We start from the raw sequence: 19,136 nt of genomic DNA, 5'->3' as shown, positions 1-19,136 counted from the left end.
CCGGAAACTACGCACCGGACTCTGCTGTGCGGTGAATTATTCAGCGTTTCCTTAACACTCTTGGGGAAGTTCATTTCGAGAGATCGTATCTGCATAAATCATAATTGTTGATAACCTAAGCTTTAGCAGGTTTCTGAAAAAACGCCCATATACTTTCCTTTACTCGCTCATGCGAGAGAATTTTTAAGCCATTTTTCGATTTTTAACTCCCGAAGTAATGAGGTAAGTTGAAGAAAGTGGACACGAACGTTTTGATAAACGAATATGGATGTGTCAAATGAAATAGAGAATTCCTAACGTGATATACAGCAAAGAAATTTTGAGAGCAGGTGATCAAGCAAGTAGCTGAAGAAGAATTGAGTGCTGAAGCGGTGGCGAAATTGCTGTCGATGCCGAAAATTAGCAGTCGCACCAAACTTGCTTAAGCAGAATTCACTGCAACCACCTCGAACAGGATTTGGGTGACTCTGATATCACCTACATTCGACTGACGAAGGCTAGCTCTATTTGGGGGCACAAAGACCTATTCAATGGTGGTGGGTTACGCTATGAGCGAGCGTATGACCAATACCCCAGCTTGCTCATTAAAACATGGACGTATATACATGCATTTTAGATGTTCTGAGAATTACCTTGACAATATCCATTCTATGAGTGTATAAGGTTAACTGGCGTTTGATTCAAAGTTTTTGCGATACTGGTTTTTTCCATGTGCAATCTTCGATTCAAATAGTTTCGCGGGGGATTTCCCCGTTTTTAGTTAAGGAAGTAATACACATGGCAACTGGTACAGTAAAATGGTTCAATGACGCAAAGGGTTTTGGTTTTGTCACTCCAGATGATGGTAGTGAAGATTTGTTCGCACACTTTTCAGCAATTAACATGAGCGGCTTCAAGTCTCTTCAAGAGGGCCAAAAGGTTACCTTTGAAGTGACGCAAGGTCCTAAAGGTAAGCAAGCATCCAATATTCAGGCTCCTTAATCGGTTCTTGATTGGATAAAAAAAGCCCGGCATGAAAATGCCGGGCTTTTTAGTTTCTGGAAGGTCAATCCGTCGAATTGACGCTTGCTGTGCAATTTTGGGCTAGGGCACCTATTCAACATTCCAGCGCAGGTAGTTCCAGCGCTGGTAGTAAGAACAGTGGATTGTCTGCCTTCGCAAAGCGAACTATTACGAATTAACCCTGCAGCATACGTAATCCCCATGCCACGCCAAATCCCGTCACTTCGCTCGCTACTATGCCCAGCCCACCTTCGCAACGGCTGGCGGATAAATCCACATGCAGCCAAGGAATGTCATCCACAAAGTGCTTAAGAAAACGGGTTGCCAAGATGTGATCGGCCTCGCCATCCAGCGTGCATTGCTTGATGTCAGCCACTTTTGAATCCAGCGCAGCTTCATAGTCGTCATCCAGGGGGAAGGCGCATAGACGCTCGCCGCATTGCTTGCCCACGTTGACCGCACGCTGTAACAGCTCATCGCGGTTGCCTAGTACGCCGCTGTAGCGCGCGCCTAAGGCCACGGCCATGCTGCCGGTTAGGGTGGCAAAGTCAATTATTAGATCCGGTTTGGCGCGCGCCGCCAGCGTGAGTGTGTCGGCTAGCACCATGCGTCCTTCGGCATCGGTGTGAATAATTTCGATGGTGGTGCCGTTCAGCGCAGTCACGATATCGTTTTGTTTGTACGCCTTGGGGCTGATGTGGTTTTGAGCGATCGCCAGCCAGCAATCGATATTCACCGCCAGCTTACCCTGTGACGCTGCAAGCAAGATGCCGAGTGTTACGGCCGACCCGTTCATGTCCTCGTGCATGCCATGCATATAGCGCGCTGGTTTCAGGTTGTGCCCGCCGGTATCGAAGCAAATACCCTTGCCCACCAGCCCTACGGTTTGCTTGGCTTTCGGATGAGTGTAGCGCAGATGTACGATGGCGGCATCTTCGTCCGCGCTGCCCTGCGCCACAGCCACGAAAGCACCCGCGCCCAACTTGCGCAGTTTCTTAAGGTCAAACTCCACATGCTTCCAGCCATGTTGTTGTGCGAGTATTTTTACCCGCGCCCGATAGAGAGCTGGAGTCAGCTCGTTAGGCGGAAGCACAGTCAGTTCGCGGCATAGGAAATTGCCTTCGCCCTGCGCCTTGAGTGATACAAATGCTTGCCTGTCCGCAAATCCAAATAGTTCAATTTTTCGCAGCGGTTTGCGTTTATCTATTTTCTTATGTTCCGGCAGCAGGGCGCTATTCACCCATGCACCATACACAGCCAGCTCTGCAGTCAGCTTGCGTTGCGCAGGATCGCCCAGCACCACAATGGCAATGCTTTTGGGCATTTCTGCCAGAAGCAATTGCATGGCTTTGCGCACTTGGGTCTGGATGGCGAAGGCGTCCTTGGAAAAATCCAGCATCGTCCAAGCCATCAACGCGCCATTAGCCGCATTAGCAGAAACCGGCGAGTTAGTCAGTTCATCCACCTTGAGGCCGCGTCGCGCCAGCACTGTCTTGAGTAAGTCGAGATGCGGCAAGTCTTGAGGTAGCGTCTTGGCTTTGGGCAGCAGCACCAGCAGATGTTGGTTAATCAGGTTTTTGGGCGGCGTCAGGGAGAGAGTAAGTTGTGCTAGCATTTGTTCCTCAATAAATTTTATGTATTGTCTGGCATTATACAAACAGTCACCACCTATTCCCTGAATCTTTATGCGCCAGTATTTATATTTGATGAAACATGTGCTCAATCACGGCACAAAAAAGAGCGATCGCACCGGCACCGGCACAGTAAGCATATTCGGCTATCAGATGCGCTTTAATCTGGAACACGGCTTTCCGCTGGTCACCACCAAAAAATGTCACCTGAAATCCATCATCCATGAGTTGCTATGGTTTTTGCAGGGCGATACCAATATCCGCTATCTCAAGGAAAATGGTGTCAAAATCTGGGATGAATGGGCAGACGAGGATGGCAACCTTGGCCCGGTGTATGGCAAACAGTGGCGTTCATGGACGGCATCGGATGGTCTCGCCATCGACCAGATTTCCAATGTTATAGAACAGATTAAATGTAATCCCGATTCACGCCGCTTGATCGTTTCCGCCTGGAACGTAGGGGAACTGGATCAAATGGCGCTGGCGCCTTGCCATGTCCTGTTCCAGTTCTATGTGTCTGATGGCAAGCTCTCCTGCCAGCTGTATCAGCGCAGTGCGGATATTTTCCTGGGCGTGCCGTTCAATATCGCATCTTACGCGTTGCTTACCTTGATGATGGCGCAAGTATGTGGCCTGAAACCAGGTGATTTTGTGCATACCTTCGGCGATGCACATCTGTATCTCAACCATCTGGAACAGGCTGAGTTGCAACTGTCGCGCGAGCCGCGATCGCTGCCTGTCATGCACATCAATACTAATGTGAAAAATATCTTCGATTTTAAATTTGAGGACTTTTCGCTGGATGGCTACGACCCACACCCGGCGATTAAAGCCGCAGTCGCTGTATGACGAGTGACGAAGGAGGGGACAAGAGGAAGGGCAAGCTTGCGATCATTGTTGCAATGGCTCGTAATCGCACCATCGGGATCAACAACACATTGCCATGGCGTATTCCGGCAGACCTTAAACGCTTTAAATCGCTCACCATGGGGCATCATCTGATCATGGGGCGCAAGACTTTCGATTCCATCGGCAAGCCGCTGCCCGGCCGCACTACCGTGGTGGTAACACGCAATGATGCATTAAAAATTGAAAGCTGCATCATGGCGCACTCGCTGGAAGAAGCGGTAAAGGCTTGTGCAGGGGATGATGAAATTTTTATCGTCGGAGGTGCTGAACTCTACGCATTGGCCATGCCGTTAGTGGACACGATCTACCTCACCGAAATCAGTCAAGACGTAGCAGGCGATACGCACTTTCCGGAATTTGATAAAACACAATGGCAGGAGTTGGCGCGCGAGCAATGCAGCCAGGAAACTCCTCAGGCCCTGGAATACCATTTCGTCACTTATGGCAGGAAATAAAAGACGGGGATATCTGGAATCAAGTGTGGATGATGTTTCAGATTCAAGTTGGTCAAATTTTCGTTATATGGCAGCTTGCACAAAACTAACTACCCTCGCCTTTTATTCGGCTCGTTGTAATCAAATCGTAGGCAACCTGTACTTCCTTTGCTTGTTCAGTTGCCACAGCGATCATATCTTCAGGAACACCTTGGCCCATTAACTTATCGGGGTGATATTGGCTCATTAACTTGCGATAAGCGCGTTTTATTTCGTGGTCGCTGCTTTCTTTGCTTACGCCCAACGCTTTATAGGCTTCGTCCAGGCGGGAGGCGGTGGGTGTTTGTCCGCTGGCAAAGTGGGACTGATTTAAAACCATATCCAGTATTTGCTTAAATGCAGCTTGGTCATAACCAAAATGACGGGCAACGTCTTTTAGCATTATTTCTTCAGCTGAATGAATATGCCCATCAGACAAAGCCATGACTATGAGATAGACCAGCAACATTTGCTTTAAGTTATGCGTATTGCCACAAATGGCAATAAATTTCTTTAAGTTCGGTTCAATATCAAAGTTTGCATCGGCTCCTTGTTTAAAAAGAGCAATTGCTTGTTGCCTATGCTCAGCTGACATTCCCAGTTTTTGAATGAACTGTTCAACATGATCAATTTCATCTTGCGATATATGACCATCCGCTTTAGCAAGTTTGCCCATTGAAATAAAAACAGTTTCAAGAAATACTGATTGGCGCTGGTGTTGGCTGAGCGGGTTAACTCCGCCAATACCATAAGCTTTATAACGGTCAAGAAAACTTCCCAGTAAATAACCAATAACTGCTCCGAAAAAACCGAAAAAGTAAAAACCTAATATGACACCAATTAGCTTAAACAAGGTAACTCCAAAGATTGAACGGGAAAAATTAGATTATAGATGCATAAAAATACGAAGGTAAACCATCCAAATACCTCATTCTGTTAATGCTTGAAATCTTATAAACGCCACTTTCGTGGAGATGCCGCGCCAACGTAACCACCGGGAAGAAAATGCCCGGATCAAAGAGGGTGGGACATTAGAAGACTAGACAAATACCAAACGGAGTCAGTATGAGACGTTGACAATAATGGAGTCCAACGGGTTAAGTAGCGGGCTGATTTTCATAATATCGTTGCGTGAAAGCAGGGGGTGACAAGTAGCCAAGGCGGGCTTGTTTCCGCTAGCAGCCCAGTAGGCTTTATTTTCCTGATGGTTAAAGCCGCAGGACGGGGACTCGGATTAAATAAATTTCCTTAACAGGGTCACCTAATGATGCCGCCATAGATGGGGTTACAGCTTCCCTTGGAATTGGTCTTTGACAGAGTTGAAACCTTCCACGAAGCTGACGGCCACTGTTCCCGCGTTATCACAGTGTATTTGCAAGATATTTCAACCCATATATGGGGCGCGGCAAGCCGTGTGGGCCGATTTATTGAAACGCTGGACTCCATTTTTTTTCAGCTTACTGCACTTCTAACTCACGTAAATTCGTGTGATCGAGTTGTTGCGGTGTGCACCAAAATCTGTCATAGGAAGCATGGCTATAAATTTTATGGCGTGTTGGTTAATGCGGGGTTTGCAGCAGGTATGCTCAATTTTTCAGCTTCTTGTTGGCGAACCATTTGTTTGACCTGTTCGCGTTTTTCCAAAGGAGCTTTGCTAAATGCCTGGAATTTTTCGCGGGCACGGTTACGCTGTTCGGGCGTTAGCTTGCTCCATTTTTCCAGTCTGTTATGCAGGCGTTGTTTCTGCACTGCATCAAGCTGTGGGTAGCGTTTCGCCAAATTGATGAGACGCTGCTGCTGCTGTATTTGCAGTGTATTCCATTCTTTAGAGAGCGGAGCCAGTGCCTCTCGTTGCACTGGGGTGAGATTCTCCCATGACTGTGCTCCAGCTATCGTTGGCAGAAACAAAAGTACGGCGACGCTCAATGCGAACAGGTGATGGCGGATCAGGTGCATGATTTGCATCAGTCAACGTAAAAGTGTATGGGCAAATCACCAGTCAGAATGGCGATATCTACGTCGGCTGTATCGGATTTCGCAATATGATTCCAATAAGCTGTAGCGCTGAACAGAATAATCGCAACCAGCAAAGTGGTGGCCCACAAGCGCGACTTGTGTTGCGCACCGAAAGCATGCCATATGGCATGCCCAGCTCGGGCAAATACAGGCTCCGCACGACGTGTAGCATAGCGTGCCATGGCTTGCTCCCGCGCGTGGCGCAGGCGTGTCAGCGTGGGTCGTTCGAGCTGTGCGACGGAGTGGTTAAGCAATTGTTTGATATTTTCATGGTTCAGTTCATTTTTTTTCATGGCAAGTGAACTCCTTTTTTCCTCAAAATGGCCGCGAGGCTATGGGTGGCGCGTGAGCAGTGTGTTTTGACGCTACCTTCTGTGCAACCCATGATCGCCGCTGTTTCTGTAGTATCCATATCCTCCCAATAACGCAACAGGAAGGCCTCACGTTGACGTGCCGGGAGAATGATTAATGCTTCTTCAATCAGAGCAATAAGTTGGGATTGTTCAAAAGATGCATCAGGAGCAAGTCCTTGGCTGTTGTTGTCTTCGTCCTGAAGGCTATCCAGTGGCTCAAAATCAGCTTCCTCATGTTGTGGAATCAGCGAGGACATCAGCGAAATCCACCTGGAGCGCACTTTCTGTCTTCGGCAATGGTCGCGAATAGTGTTTTGCAGGATACGCTGAAATAACATGGGCAATTCATTTGTGGGTTTACCGCCGTATTTTTCGGCAAGTTTAAGCATGGAGTCCTGTACGATATCTAACGCCACATGTTCGTCGCGTATCGCGAACAACGCCTGTTTGTAGGCGCGACGTTCGGTTTCGGCGAGAAATTTGGAAAGTTCGTCGTGGCTGGCCAGTTTGAAATGCTCCCCTGATGGGTGATAACTACTGGGTAACATTGAAAATTCAAAGGTTACCCAAATTCAAAATTCAAGGTGCGATAAAATCACACGGCACTACATGTCTTTGATATGTAAGCAAATAGATTTTGAGCAACATTGTAATTGTGATGAAGTTTTTAGTTTTACAGATGGCCTACTAAATTAATGAATGACGAATGCTAACAAATTTCATCATAAATCAATAGATAATTGTTAATCCCGTTCTGGCGTGGGGGTTGACCAAAATGCGTCTAACCTTTATCTTGCACGGTTCTTTAATTATTGTTTGCTAAGGTAGTTTGACATGGAACTGACGGGCGCGGAAATAACCATTAGATGTTTGCAGGAAGAGGGGACTGAATATGTGTTCGGGTACCCTGGCGGTGCGGTCTTGCACATTTACGATGCGTTGTTCGCTCAGAATCAGGTTAAACATATACTAGTTCGTCACGAGCAAGCTGCAGTTCATGCCGCCGACGGGTACGCCCGTTCCACTGATAAGGTGGGGGTCGCGTTAGTCACCTCTGGCCCCGGGGTGACCAATGCAGTCACAGGTATTGCCACTGCCTATATGGATTCTATTCCTATGGTAATTATCAGTGGCCAAGTGCCGACTTATGCCATCGGCGAAGATGCTTTTCAGGAGGTGGATACTGTTGGCATAACACGACCTTGCGTGAAGCATAATTTCCTGGTCAAAGACGTTAAGGAAATCGCCAGCACCATTAAGAAGGCATTTTATCTCGCCAAAAGCGGTCGACCTGGGCCAGTGCTGGTAGATATTCCGAAAGATATATCCAATCAAAAGACGGAGTTCAGCTATCCATCATCGGTGAACATCCGCTCTTACCATCCGGCGCAGCATAGTGACCTGGAGCAGGTTAAGTGTGCCGTGCAGTTGCTGCTAGCAGCCAAACGGCCGATGATTTATGCGGGCGGCGGCGTGATCCTGGCTGATGCATCTAAGCAATTGACCGAGTTGGTGCGTTTGTTGGGTTTTCCCTGTACCAACACCTTGATGGGTTTGGGTGGCTATCCGGCGACAGACAAGCAATTTGTTGGAATGTTGGGCATGCATGGCACGTACGAGGCAAACATGGGGATGCAGTATTGTGATGTATTGCTGGCCGTGGGAGCACGCTTTGATGATCGCGTGGTTGGTAATGTTAAGCACTTTAATCAGGAAAAACGCAAGATCATTCACATTGACATTGATCCTTCCTCAATTTCCAAGCGGGTGAAGGTGGATTTGCCTATCGTCGGCGATGTGGCACATGTGTTGGACGATCTGCTGGCGGAATTGCACGGTAGCAAGGAAAAGCCCGATCAGCAGGCGATTGCGCCGTGGTGGGCGCAAATTAAGGAATGGCGCGGCAAGAATAGCTTAGTCTATAAAAATTCGGATGAGATAATTAAGCCGCAGTTCGTGATCGAAAAGCTGTATGAAGTTACCCAGGGCGATGCCTTCATCACTTCCGACGTTGGGCAGCATCAGATGTGGGCGGCGCAGTACTACAAATTTGATAAGCCGCGTCGCTGGATTAACTCCGGCGGGCTGGGCACCATGGGCTTCGGTTTGCCCGCGGCAATGGGCGTGCAACTTGCTCATCCAGATGCGCATGTAGCTTGCGTCACTGGTGAAGGCAGTATTCAAATGTGCATTCAGGAGCTCTCCACCTGCAAGCAATTTCAATTGCCGCTCAAAATTATCATGTTGAATAACCGTTATCTAGGGATGGTGCGCCAGTGGCAGCAGTTCTTCCATGGCAACCGGTATGCCGAATCCTACATGGATGCGTTGCCCGATTTTGTGAAGCTGGCGGAAGCCTATGGTCATGTTGGTATGCGCATTGAGAAGCCATCGGATGTGGAACCTGCATTGAAAGAAGCGTTTGGGCGTAAGCAACAACTGGTATTCATGGATTTCATAACAGACCAGACTGAAAACGTGTTCCCCATGGTACAGGGTGGCAAGGGCTTGTCTGAAGTGATTCTGGCGGAGGATTTGTAATGCGGCATATTATTTCCCTGTTGATGGAAAATGAGGCGGGCGCCTTATCGCGTGTTTCCGGGTTGTTTTCAGCGCGCGGCTACAACATCGAGTCACTCACTGTGGCGCCCACAGAAGATGCCACCCTGTCGCGTATGACTATAGTTACCAGCGGTTCTGACGAAGTGATCGAACAGATTTACAAGCAGCTCAATAAGCTGATTGAGGTAGTCGCGGTGATGGACCTGAGCGAAGGCGAACATCTGGAGCGCGAGTTAATGTTGGTGAAAGTGCGTGCGGTGGGTGCGGTGCGAGAGGAGATGAAGCGCATGACGGATATTTTCCGCGGGTGCATTATTGATGTATCTGACAAAACTTACACCATTCAATTAACCGGTACCGGTCACAAGCTGGAAAGCTTCTTGCAAGCCATAGACCGCAGCCTAATCCTGGAGACCGTGCGTACCGGCGCGTCCGGCATCGGGCGCGGCGATCGCATTTTAAAACTTTAATTTTTTAACTTTATGATTATTTTAAAGAGGCCAACATGAAAGTTTATTACGACAAAGATGCAGACCTGTCTCTAATTAAGGGCAAGGAAGTGGCCATTATCGGCTACGGCTCACAAGGCCATGCTCATGCCTTGAATCTAAAGGAGTCTGGTGTCAATGTGACCGTCGGCCTGCGTAAGAGTGGCGCTTCCTGGAAGAAAGCTGAAGCGGCTGGACATAAGGTTATGGAAGTCGCGACAGCGGTGAAGGGGGCCGATGTGGTCATGATGCTGTTGCCTGATGAGAATATCCCTGATGTTTATAATACTGAAGTTGCGCCAAATATGAAGACGGGCGCTACTTTGGCGTTCGCCCACGGCTTCAACATTCATTATAACCAGGTCATCCCACGTGCCGATTTGGACGTAATTATGATAGCGCCAAAAGGCCCCGGTCACACAGTTCGCTCCGAATATTTGAAGGGCGGCGGTGTGCCGTCTCTGATTGCTGTATATCAGGACAAGTCCAGCAAGGCCAAAAACATCGCGCTTTCTTACGCCGCAGCCATTGGTGGCACCAAGGGAGGGGTGATCGAGACTGATTTCCGTGAAGAAACGGAGACAGATCTGTTTGGCGAGCAGGCCGTGTTGTGTGGCGGTGCCGTTGAACTGGTGAAGGCCGGTTTTGAAACGCTGGTGGAAGCTGGCTACGCGCCGGAAATGGCTTATTTCGAGTGCTTGCACGAATTGAAGTTAATCGTCGATTTGATGTACGAAGGCGGCATCGCCAATATGAACTATTCCATTTCAAATAATGCGGAGTATGGCGAGTACGTCACCGGTCCTAAGATTATTACCGATGACACCAAGGAGGCCATGCGTAACTGTTTGAAGGATATCCAGTCTGGTAAATATGCCAAACAGTTCATCCTGGAAGGCCGTACCAACTACCCTGAGATGACCGCGCGTCGTCGTCTTAACGCCAAGCATCCGATTGAAACAGTGGGTGCCCAACTGCGAGCCATGATGCCTTGGATCAGCAAAAATAAGCTGGTTGACCAAAGCAAGAACTAGGAATGATGGGGCTGGGATTGAGAGTTTGAATAATGAGTGCTGGATCGCTTTCAATCCTAAGCTGCACGATTTTTGTTCTGCAATCCTTGTTTCTAAAAATCCAATTTTCGTTTCTCCCTTCTAATGCCTAATTATCCCCATCCAATCATCGCACGCGAGGGTTGGCCATTCTTGGCCATCGCCGTATTCATCGCTAGTTTGGTATCATATTTTGGCGGCGGGGTGTGGTCGCTCCCGCTTTGGTTGGTGGCGCTGTTTGTGCTGCAATTTTTCCGCGATCCGCCGCGCGAAATCCCACAGGATGCAGATGCAGTGTTATCACCTGCTGATGGTCGCATTGTGGCGGTGGAGCGCACGCAGGATCCCTATGTGCAGCGCGATGCCATCAAGATAAGCGTGTTCATGAATGTATTTAATGTGCATTCCAATCGCAGTCCCATAGATGGCTTGGTGAAGCGCATCCAATATTTCCCTGGCAAGTTCGTGAATGCTGATCTGGCTAAGGCTTCGCTGGAAAATGAGCGAAATGCCATATGGATTAAAAGGGCTGATGGGCAAGATGTAACCAGTGTGCAGGTGGCCGGGCTGATCGCACGCCGTATCCTGTGTTATGTGCAAGAAGGCGATGTTCTGACACGTGGTCAGCGATATGGCTTCATCCGCTTCGGCTCGCGCGTGGACGTGTACTTGCCACTGACGGCTGCCGTAAAAGTGTCAATTGGTGATAAAGTATACGCAACTACTACGATACTGGCGGTTTTGGCCAAAAGCTAAAGGCCAATATGATGAAAATCTTTCAAAATCATGACTGACCTGAATGACAGAAAACCGATGAATCTGCGCAGGCGCAGTATCTACCTGCTTCCCAACTTATTGACTACGGCGGCACTGTTTGCCGGTTTTTACGCCATCGTGCAGGCAATGAATAGCAAGTTTGAATTTGCTGCCGTAGCAATTTTTATTGCAATGGTGCTAGATGGTCTGGATGGTCGTGTGGCGCGACTGACCCGCACCCAAAGTGAATTTGGAGCGGAATATGATAGCCTGTCCGATATGGTTTCGTTCGGTGTGGCCCCCTCTTTGCTGATGTATGAATGGGCGTTCAAGGACTTAGGTAAATTGGGTTGGTTCGCAGCCTTTATTTATTGCGCTGGCACGGCATTACGGCTGGCACGTTTCAACGCAAATATTGAAACGGTAGACAAGCGATTTTTTCAAGGTCTGCCCAGCCCTGCTGCCGCCGCGGTGATCGCAGGTTTCGTTTGGGTAATGCTGGACAATCAATTTAGCGGTCAAGAGGCACGTTGGTATGCTGTCACACTCACGGTGTTTGCCGGCTTGAGTATGGTTAGCAACGTGCGCTACTACAGTTTCAAAGATTTCAATATGCGCAAGAGCGTGCCGTTTATTGTTATTATCCTGGTTGCGTTATTTTTTATACTGATTTCCAGCTATCCGCCTGGAGTGCTGTTTCTGCTATTCTTGTGCTATGCCCTATCTGGCTATGTGCTGTGGCTGCTCGGTTTTCGTAAGAAAACTTCCAATCCCACCACGTAGCGGATCACAAAAGAGAGTGTGGTGGCGGGAGTAAGCATGGTCCACTTTTTTGTTCGGAGTGACACTGGAACTCCTGAATTTACGTCCATCAATTATTCAATTTAAGACTTATTCCTCGGTAGAAATACGATAACCCTTCAGACTCCAATCATATTGGAAGAGGCTGGTTGGGAATTTGAGGTAAGTTTGGTAGAATGCCGAGGCTTTTTGAACTTTAACCAGAGTAGGGAGAGTTACATGTCTAATATCGAACAACGCGTCAAGAAAATCGTTGCTGAACAACTCGGTGTAAACGAGACTGAAGTGAAGAATGAGTCCTCGTTCGTTAATGATCTGGGTGCCGATTCATTGGATACGGTTGAGCTGGTGATGGCGCTGGAAGAAGAGTTCGAGTGTGAAATTCCAGACGAAGACGCAGAAAAAATAACTACGGTGCAACAGGCAATCGATTACGTTAACGATCATCCTAAGTAATTCATCCTTTCGCTTTCCCCTAAAATAACGGAGTTCGGTTTGGCAAAACGCAGAGTCGTCATTACTGGCTTGGGTATTGTTTCGCCCGTTGGTACAGGAATTTCCCAAGCATGGCAAAATATCGTTGATGGCAAATCAGGTATTACCCGCATCACACGTTTTGACACTAGCTTGTTTACATCGAAGATTGCCGGAGAGGTGAAAGGGTTTGATGTGAACCAATACCTCTCTGCCAAGGATGCTCGGCGTATGGATGTATTTATTCATTACGGCCTGGCAGCTGGCATGGAGGCAATTAAAGATGCCGGGATAGAGGTAACTGAACAAAATGCCGAACGCATCGGTGTCAATATTGGATCTGGTATCGGCGGGCTGCCGGAGATTGAAGATAGTCATAACGACTATTTGGCGGCGGGTCCACGCAAGATTTCACCGTTCTTTATTCCGGGTACAATTATTAACATGATTTCTGGCAATCTGTCCATCATGTATGGCTTTAAAGGACCTAATCTGTCCATGGTGACAGCCTGTTCCACAGCCACTCATTGCATAGGCGAATCTGCCCGGTTGATCGAATATGGTGATGCCGACATTATGATCGCAGGTGGCTCTGAAGGGTCAATTTGTGCGCTTGCGTTAGGGGGGTTTTCATCTGCACGAGCGCTTTCCACTCGCAATGACGATCCTGCTACCGCCAGCCGTCCATGGGACAAAGGACGTGATGGCTTTGTGCTGGGAGAAGGTGCTGGGGTTTTAGTGCTGGAAGAATATGAACATGCCAAAACCCGCGGTGCAAAAATTTATGCCGAAGTGGCAGGTTATGGTATGAGTGCCGATGCATACCATATGACGGCACCGCGCGAGGACGGCGAGGGTGCCGCGCGCTGTATGAGTAATGCCTTGCGCAATGCCGGCCTTAATGTGGATCAGGTGGATTATATTAATGCGCATGGCACTTCCACCCCGCTAGGCGACTTGGCTGAAACCATGGCAATGAAGCGCTGCCTTGGCGAACACGCGATGAAGGTTAAGGTCAGTTCCACCAAATCCATGACAGGACATTTACTGGGAGCTGCGGGCGGTATAGAGGCTATATTTTCCGCGCTTGGCATTTACCATCAGATTGCCCCGCCTACCATAAATATTTTCGAGCAGGATGAGGCTTGTGATATGGATTATGTGCCTAACATTGCGCGCAACATGACGATTAATGTCGCCATGTCCAACTCATTTGGCTTTGGCGGCACCAATGCTACTTTGGTGTTTCGCAAGGTTTAAAACGCTTGCACGTCTCAAGGAACTACATGCTGATCAATGGCGTTCCAGGAGATCAGGTTAGCATTCATGACCGCGGCTTGCTATATGGAGATGGCGTATTTCGCACGCTGCGTGTGCTCGGTGGATGCATACAGTGTTGGCCGCGTCACTATCGCAAGTTGCAACAGGATTGCGTTGCATTGCGCATCACTTGTCCAGAAGCGGCGCTGCTGTTTGAGGAATTGCGGCGTTTGATTGAACAGCGGCCCGATGGTGTGGCCAAAATAATCATCACACGTGGCGAACAAACTGCTCGCGGCTATGCGCCAGTTGAAAATATGATTTCGACACGCATCCTGAGTCTCACTCCTCCACTTGACTATCCAGACAGGAATTATTCGCACGGTGTCAGGCTCCGGATATGCGATTTACGTTTGGCTCATCAACCGAAACTGGCTGGCATTAAACACCTTAACCGTTTGGAAAATGTTCTGGCTGCTGCGGAATGGAGTGACCCGGACATCGCAGAGGGTCTGTTGCTGGATATTTTCGGCAATGTGATTGAAGGCGTACGCAGCAATCTTTTCATGGTACGGAACGGTGAATTGTTTACACCGAATTTGTCGAGCTGTGGCGTGGCCGGCATACAGCGTGAACGCGTGATAGAGTGGGCTGCCAAGCATGGTGTGCCGTGCTGGGTCAGGCAGTTTGGACTGGCGGAATTGCTTGTTGCTGACGAAGTGTTTTTGGTGAATAGTGTGATTGGTTTATGGCCGGTGCGTGAGCTGTCAGGCAGTGACTGGAGCCATCACCCGATTTCCATGCAAGTGCAGGAATGGTTGAACCATGCGCACGATTAAACGCTTGTTGCTCGTTGTGTTGCTTTTGGCCGTGCTGCTGGCGAGTGCTATTGGCTATTATGTTGTTCGTCCGCTGACATTTCCCGTGCTTCCCTTGGAATTTTCCCTCAATCAGGGCAGCAGCCTGAAGACTGCGGCGCGGCAGATGCAACAGGCTGGCGCGTTGCCCAATGACTGGATGTTTGTCTGGTTGGCGCGCATGCTGGGCAAATCTGCACAGATACAGGCTGGTAACTATGAACTGGAAACTGCGGTTACGATGTTGGAATTGTTAGCTATCGTGACAGAAGGGCAGGCCGCCCAGAGTGAATTCAGCATAATTGAAGGGTGGACGTTCAACCAATTCCGCGCTGCATTGAATACCAATCCGGCCATTCGGCATGATAGCGCGAGCCTGTCCGAAGCAGAGATTCTGCGACGCATCGGCGCAACGGAGGCGTATGCGGAAGGACAGTTTTTTCCCGATACCTATTATTTCGTCAAAGGTACAAGCGACCTTGCCTTGCTTAAGCGCGCCTACAAGACTATGCAAATGCACCTGCAGGAAAGTTGGCAAGAACGTACGCCTGACTTGCCTCTTAAGTCGGCCTATGAAGCGTTGATTCTGGCCTCTATCGTGGAAAAAGAAACGGGGCAGGCAAGTGATCGCGGCATGATAGCGGCCGTATTTATCAACCGTCTGCGCAAGGGTATGCTGCTGCAAACTGATCCGACCGTAATTTACGGGTTGGGACAGAATTTCGATGGCAATTTGCGCAAGCGCGATTTGCTAGTGGATACGCCGTACAACACCTATACCCGCGCAGGCATGCCGCCCACTCCGATTGCACTGCCAGGGCTAGCTTCGATACAGGCGACTCTTCATCCGGCTTCGACCGATGCTCTGTACTTCGTGGCGCGCGGGAATGGCAGTTCACAATTTTCAAATACATTAAATGAACACAACAATGCAGTGAATCGTTATCAAAAATAATTGCGTGGCTAATACGCTTTCTCTAACCCATGTTTTTTCAGCGAAGCTAATTTTCGCTACATCGAGTAGCAGACACCTTCACTTTTTGGCTAACATGCACTGGTGCAATCGTATACAATTCCGCGCTATTTTATATTGAGCGAAAACCGACCACGTAATGCTGGAAATTAGCAATCTTGCTTGTAGTCGCGGAGATCATCTGCTATTTTCTGATCTGAATTTTTCTCTCTCAGCTGGCGAGTTGCTACAGGTGCAGGGCGCCAACGGCAGTGGCAAGACCAGCTTGCTGCGTACTTTATGCGGTTTTATGATGCCTGTTGCGGGCGAGATTCGTTGGCGCGGGCAGAACATCCGTGAGCTGGGTGATGCATTTTATGCAGAGATGATTTATCTCGGCCATTTGAATGCCATCAAGGATGAATTGAATGCGCTGGAGAACTTGCGCATTAGTGCAGGGCTCGCTGGCTGCAAGGTGAATGATAAACAGGTAATTGCGGCCTTACGTCGTATGGGTCTGCGCGGCCGGGAAACTTTGCCGGTCAAAGTGCTGTCTCAAGGGCAACGTCGGCGTGTGGCATTGGCGCGCTTGTTGCTTAGCAATGCCCCTTTATGGATACTGGATGAACCGCTCACTGCACTGGACGTGGGCGCGGTTGGGCTGATGCAAGAATTGATTGGCGAGCATCTGGTGAATAACGGCATGGTGATCTACACTACTCATCAGCCACTGGAAGTGGTCGGGGTTGCAACGCGGTGGCTTGCGCTGTCATGAACAAGTTGTCGCTGATAGGTTTGTTGAGCCTGGTGATTCGTCGCGATCTGGTGCTGGCCATGCGTCGTCGTGCCGATGTGCTGACCACACTGGTTTTTTTCGTCATGGTGGTCAGTCTGTTCCCCTTAGGGGTGGGTCCCGAAATGGATATGCTGCGCAAAATGGCTCCCGGCGTGGTTTGGGTGGCGGCTTTGTTGGCTTCAATGCTATCACTGGGGCGCATGTTCTCAGCGGATTATCTGGATGGTACTCTGGAGCAGATGATGCTGGTACCGCAGTCGCTGTCGGTACTCGTGTTAGCTAAGATTTTGGCGCACTGGATGGTCTCCGGTTTGCCGTTGGTGATTATGGCTCCGGTGCTGGGCTTGCAGTTTGATATGTCGGCGCAGGCATTATGGGTATTGATCGCTGCCCTGCTGCTTGGCACACCGATACTCAGCATGATAGGTGCGGTCGGTGCTGCGCTGACACTGGGGCTGCGCGGCGGCGGGGCGTTAGTGTCGCTACTGGTATTGCCGTTGTGCATCCCGGTGTTGGTTTTTGGAGCAGGCGCAGTGGAAGCCGTTGTAAGTGGCACAAGTGTGAGCTCTCACTTGTCGTTGCTAGGCGCGCTACTGGTGATGGCATTGGCATTCACGCCATGGGTTACGGCCCTCGCTCTGCGTATTTCGATGGAATAAAACACATTGTGTATTTTTAATTGAGTAGATATTGGCTATAAACTGGTTTAAATATTCCTCGCCGAGCACCTTTTATGGGGCGGCCGGCAAGATGGTGCCGTGGTTCGCGTGGTCGGCCGCAATCCTGTTTGTTGTGGGCCTTTATATTGGTTTTTTTGTGGCACCGACTGATATCCAGCAAAGCGAAGCTTACCGCATCATGTTCATACATGTGCCTGCTTCCATCCTGTCTATGTTTATCTACCTGGTCATGGCGGGTTATGCCGCGCTAGGGCTGATTTTCAATACGCGCTTGTCTTCCATGATGGCTTCTGCGCTGGCACCTACGGGCGCGCTGCTTGCTTTTCTTTCGCTATGGACTGGCGCGTTGTGGGGCAAGCCGATGTGGGGGGCATGGTGGGTATGGGATGCGCGACTGACTTCTGAACTCATCTTACTATTCCTGTATCTTGGTTTTATCGCTTTGCATGCCTCGATTGATGATCCGCGTCGTGCCGACCGTGCCAGCGCACTGCTCGCCATAATAGGCTCGGTCAATGTCCCTATCATCTATTTTTCGGTGCAATGGTGGAATACCCTGCATCAAGGAGCTTCGGTAAAATTCACCGGCACTAGCATGCACGTGGCTATGCAGCAGGGCATGTACACCATGATGATGGCGGTCTGGCTATATGCCATTGCGGTTTCTTTACTACGTGTGCGATGTATTATTTTAGAGCGTGAATGCAAGGCCCAGTGGGTATCTGAGCTCGCGGAGGTTAAGCGATGAACTGGGGTGAGTTTTTTGCCATGAATGGCTATGCCTGGTATATATGGGGCTCGTACGGAATGGCACTGCTGATATTTATTATTGAAATTGTGATGGTGCGCCACAGAAGAGCACTTATCTTGCAGCAATTACACCTGATGCGCAATGCAGAAGATGATATGACGTAATGTTTCAAGGACAGGTTTGCCAGCTATTCTAATCGTTTCATCAATTCGTGCGATGATCGCGAAAAATTCTTCGAATTGGACAAGAATGTTTATCTATGCGAACACAAGCGTGGAGTATTCAGATACCTGATGGAACAAAACCTTACAAAATAAACTCAAAGCAATCGAAACTGTGTCGATTCATAAAGCATTCGGACTGAAATAATATTGATATTGGAAAAAAATAACATGAAACCGCGTCAGAGAAAATTTGTATATATAATTCTTGCACTTGTTGCTTTGGGTACAGCTATAGGTTTGGTGTTATATGCACTAAACGATAATATTAGCCTGTACTTTACCCCGACCCAAGTTCTTAACAAAGAAGCGCCGCAGGGGCGCGGCTTCCGTATGGGCGGATTAGTGGTTGTGGATAGTGTCAAGCGTCAGAGCGATGGTTTGACAGTGCATTTCAGCATAACCGATACCGCCAAGAGTATGCCGGTTGTGTACAAAGGTTTCTTGCCCGATCTCTTCAAGGAAGGGAAAGGGGTGGTGGTACATGGCAAGCTTGAGGCTGGGAACGTGTTCCGTGCGGATGAGGTGTTGGCCAAGCATGATGAAAACTACATAGCCCCGGAAGCTGCATATGCTATGAAGCAGGCTGCTAAAGGACAATCTGCAGTGAATGCCGCGTCATCCGTTAGCGCACCTGCTATAAAATAGTCCAAAAATTACAGCTTGATTTTCAGGAAATACCGGTCTTGCTTGATGGGGCTCTGGAAATTAAGTTTCCGGCCAATATCATGGCGCAGAAAAATTTCGACAGTCAATTTGCACGACAGATGCACGTAATTTCAGGTGCGTTCATCTTCACTGGATGACGCCAGCAATTTTTTTCCTTCGGACGTGTACTTCCACCATGGGAGGGCTTCTTCACCTTGAAGAAAGTGTTTAACCGAAATTAAAGTATAGAGCACGCACGGATCATGACGATGGCCCATGACCTTAGCCAGTTCGCGGAATGTTACTAGAGGTTCACGGTTGACAAGTTGATCTGGGTAATGGATTCCAATATTTCGAAGATCGGACGCAATTGACTTGCCAATGTTCGGCAAATCTTCTAATCGTATTGGTTTATTACGTTCGATGCGTTTCATGAATATACTCCCAAGTTGCA

Annotated in this window: 23 protein-coding genes; 17 read left to right on the top strand and 6 right to left on the bottom strand. The window is 48.9% G+C overall.

Annotated elements, in window-relative coordinates; all coding sequences use genetic code 11:
- The first annotated feature begins 777 nt into the window (after positions 1-777).
- Entirely contained in the window at positions 778-981 is a 204-nt protein-coding gene (locus tag MJ768_RS09820; protein WP_173055054.1) for a cold-shock protein, read from the top strand.
- 196 nt (positions 982-1,177) lie between these two features.
- Here the strand turns inward: MJ768_RS09820 and MJ768_RS09815 are convergent, their stop codons facing one another.
- Positions 1,178-2,617, bottom strand: coding sequence for a M17 family metallopeptidase (locus MJ768_RS09815; protein ID WP_239291149.1), 1,440 nt, complete (start codon positions 2,615-2,617; stop codon positions 1,178-1,180).
- Positions 2,618-2,687: 70 nt separating this feature from the next.
- Here MJ768_RS09815 and MJ768_RS09810 point away from each other — a divergent pair, with 70 nt between their 5' ends.
- Complete coding sequence (locus MJ768_RS09810; RefSeq protein ID WP_239291147.1) at positions 2,688-3,482, top strand: thymidylate synthase; 795 nt, start codon at positions 2,688-2,690, stop codon at positions 3,480-3,482.
- Positions 3,479-3,997, top strand: a complete 519-nt coding sequence (locus MJ768_RS09805) for a dihydrofolate reductase (protein ID WP_239291145.1) — start codon at positions 3,479-3,481, stop codon at positions 3,995-3,997. The genes MJ768_RS09810 and MJ768_RS09805 overlap by 4 nt, the downstream gene beginning before the upstream one ends.
- A gap of 85 nt (positions 3,998-4,082) precedes the next feature.
- Here the strand turns inward: MJ768_RS09805 and djlA are convergent, their stop codons facing one another.
- The 4 genes from djlA to MJ768_RS09785 form a co-directional block, all read right to left on the bottom strand.
- Complete coding sequence (djlA, locus tag MJ768_RS09800; protein ID WP_239291143.1) at positions 4,083-4,868, bottom strand: co-chaperone DjlA; 786 nt, start codon at positions 4,866-4,868, stop codon at positions 4,083-4,085.
- A gap of 692 nt (positions 4,869-5,560) precedes the next feature.
- A complete protein-coding gene (locus tag MJ768_RS09795) occupies positions 5,561-5,980 on the bottom strand; it encodes a DUF3106 domain-containing protein (protein WP_239291118.1) in 420 nt (139 codons plus the stop codon).
- The gene (locus MJ768_RS09790; protein ID WP_239291116.1) at positions 5,980-6,324 is read right to left on the bottom strand and encodes a DUF3619 family protein; all 345 of its coding nucleotides are present in this window, start codon (positions 6,322-6,324) and stop codon (positions 5,980-5,982) included. The genes MJ768_RS09795 and MJ768_RS09790 overlap by 1 nt, the downstream gene beginning before the upstream one ends.
- Positions 6,321-6,932 carry an RNA polymerase sigma factor gene (locus tag MJ768_RS09785; protein WP_239291114.1) on the bottom strand — a complete coding sequence of 204 codons (612 nt, stop codon included), beginning with the start codon at positions 6,930-6,932 and terminating at the stop codon, positions 6,321-6,323. Before MJ768_RS09785 ends, MJ768_RS09790 begins: the two co-directional genes overlap by 4 nt.
- Before the next feature lie 286 nt (positions 6,933-7,218).
- Here MJ768_RS09785 and MJ768_RS09780 point away from each other — a divergent pair, with 286 nt between their 5' ends.
- The 14 genes from MJ768_RS09780 to ccmE all read left to right on the top strand — a co-directional run bounded on the left by MJ768_RS09780 (position 7,219) and on the right by ccmE (position 18,682).
- Complete coding sequence (locus MJ768_RS09780; protein ID WP_239291112.1) at positions 7,219-8,925, top strand: acetolactate synthase 3 catalytic subunit; 1,707 nt, start codon at positions 7,219-7,221, stop codon at positions 8,923-8,925.
- On the top strand, positions 8,925-9,416 hold the full coding sequence (gene ilvN / locus MJ768_RS09775; RefSeq protein WP_239291110.1) for an acetolactate synthase small subunit: 492 nt from the start codon (positions 8,925-8,927) through the stop codon (positions 9,414-9,416). Before MJ768_RS09780 ends, ilvN begins: the two co-directional genes overlap by 1 nt.
- A gap of 35 nt (positions 9,417-9,451) precedes the next feature.
- A complete protein-coding gene (ilvC, locus tag MJ768_RS09770; RefSeq protein ID WP_239291100.1) occupies positions 9,452-10,468 on the top strand; it encodes a ketol-acid reductoisomerase in 1,017 nt (338 codons plus the stop codon).
- 123 nt (positions 10,469-10,591) lie between these two features.
- A complete protein-coding gene (locus MJ768_RS09765; RefSeq protein WP_239291098.1) occupies positions 10,592-11,242 on the top strand; it encodes a phosphatidylserine decarboxylase in 651 nt (216 codons plus the stop codon).
- 30 nt (positions 11,243-11,272) lie between these two features.
- Positions 11,273-12,025: a CDP-diacylglycerol--serine O-phosphatidyltransferase gene (gene pssA / locus MJ768_RS09760; RefSeq protein ID WP_239291096.1), complete on the top strand. Its 753-nt coding sequence runs from the start codon at positions 11,273-11,275 to the stop codon at positions 12,023-12,025.
- A gap of 237 nt (positions 12,026-12,262) precedes the next feature.
- Positions 12,263-12,499 carry an acyl carrier protein gene (gene acpP, locus MJ768_RS09755; protein ID WP_173054644.1) on the top strand — a complete coding sequence of 79 codons (237 nt, stop codon included), beginning with the start codon at positions 12,263-12,265 and terminating at the stop codon, positions 12,497-12,499.
- 39 nt (positions 12,500-12,538) lie between these two features.
- Positions 12,539-13,777 carry a beta-ketoacyl-ACP synthase II gene (gene fabF / locus MJ768_RS09750; RefSeq protein ID WP_239291094.1) on the top strand — a complete coding sequence of 413 codons (1,239 nt, stop codon included), beginning with the start codon at positions 12,539-12,541 and terminating at the stop codon, positions 13,775-13,777.
- 26 nt (positions 13,778-13,803) lie between these two features.
- Positions 13,804-14,616: an aminodeoxychorismate lyase gene (gene pabC, locus MJ768_RS09745; protein ID WP_239291084.1), complete on the top strand. Its 813-nt coding sequence runs from the start codon at positions 13,804-13,806 to the stop codon at positions 14,614-14,616.
- Positions 14,603-15,589 (top strand): endolytic transglycosylase MltG, encoded by a 987-nt coding sequence (mltG, locus tag MJ768_RS09740; protein ID WP_239291082.1) that lies wholly within the window; start codon positions 14,603-14,605, stop codon positions 15,587-15,589. The genes pabC and mltG overlap by 14 nt, the downstream gene beginning before the upstream one ends.
- A 157-nt stretch (positions 15,590-15,746) precedes the next feature.
- On the top strand, positions 15,747-16,361 hold the full coding sequence (gene ccmA, locus MJ768_RS09735; protein ID WP_239291080.1) for a cytochrome c biogenesis heme-transporting ATPase CcmA: 615 nt from the start codon (positions 15,747-15,749) through the stop codon (positions 16,359-16,361).
- On the top strand, positions 16,358-17,041 hold the full coding sequence (gene ccmB / locus MJ768_RS09730; protein WP_239291078.1) for a heme exporter protein CcmB: 684 nt from the start codon (positions 16,358-16,360) through the stop codon (positions 17,039-17,041). The genes ccmA and ccmB overlap by 4 nt, the downstream gene beginning before the upstream one ends.
- A gap of 31 nt (positions 17,042-17,072) precedes the next feature.
- The gene (gene ccmC, locus MJ768_RS09725) at positions 17,073-17,810 is read left to right on the top strand and encodes a heme ABC transporter permease CcmC (protein ID WP_239291076.1); all 738 of its coding nucleotides are present in this window, start codon (positions 17,073-17,075) and stop codon (positions 17,808-17,810) included.
- Positions 17,807-17,977 carry a heme exporter protein CcmD gene (gene ccmD, locus MJ768_RS09720; protein WP_239291074.1) on the top strand — a complete coding sequence of 57 codons (171 nt, stop codon included), beginning with the start codon at positions 17,807-17,809 and terminating at the stop codon, positions 17,975-17,977. The genes ccmC and ccmD overlap by 4 nt, the downstream gene beginning before the upstream one ends.
- Positions 17,978-18,205: 228 nt before the next feature.
- On the top strand, positions 18,206-18,682 hold the full coding sequence (gene ccmE, locus MJ768_RS09715; protein ID WP_239291072.1) for a cytochrome c maturation protein CcmE: 477 nt from the start codon (positions 18,206-18,208) through the stop codon (positions 18,680-18,682).
- Between the two features lie 131 nt (positions 18,683-18,813).
- Here the strand turns inward: ccmE and MJ768_RS09710 are convergent, their stop codons facing one another.
- Complete coding sequence (locus MJ768_RS09710; protein ID WP_239291070.1) at positions 18,814-19,116, bottom strand: helix-hairpin-helix domain-containing protein; 303 nt, start codon at positions 19,114-19,116, stop codon at positions 18,814-18,816.
- Between the last annotated feature and the right edge of the window lie 20 nt (positions 19,117-19,136).

The sequence above is a fragment of the Candidatus Nitrotoga sp. 1052 genome (assembly GCF_927312905.1).
Classification (GTDB): domain Bacteria; phylum Pseudomonadota; class Gammaproteobacteria; order Burkholderiales; family Gallionellaceae; genus Nitrotoga.
The sequence above is the reverse complement of the archived record's forward strand: the minus strand, read 5'-3'. Positions and strand labels throughout refer to the sequence as shown.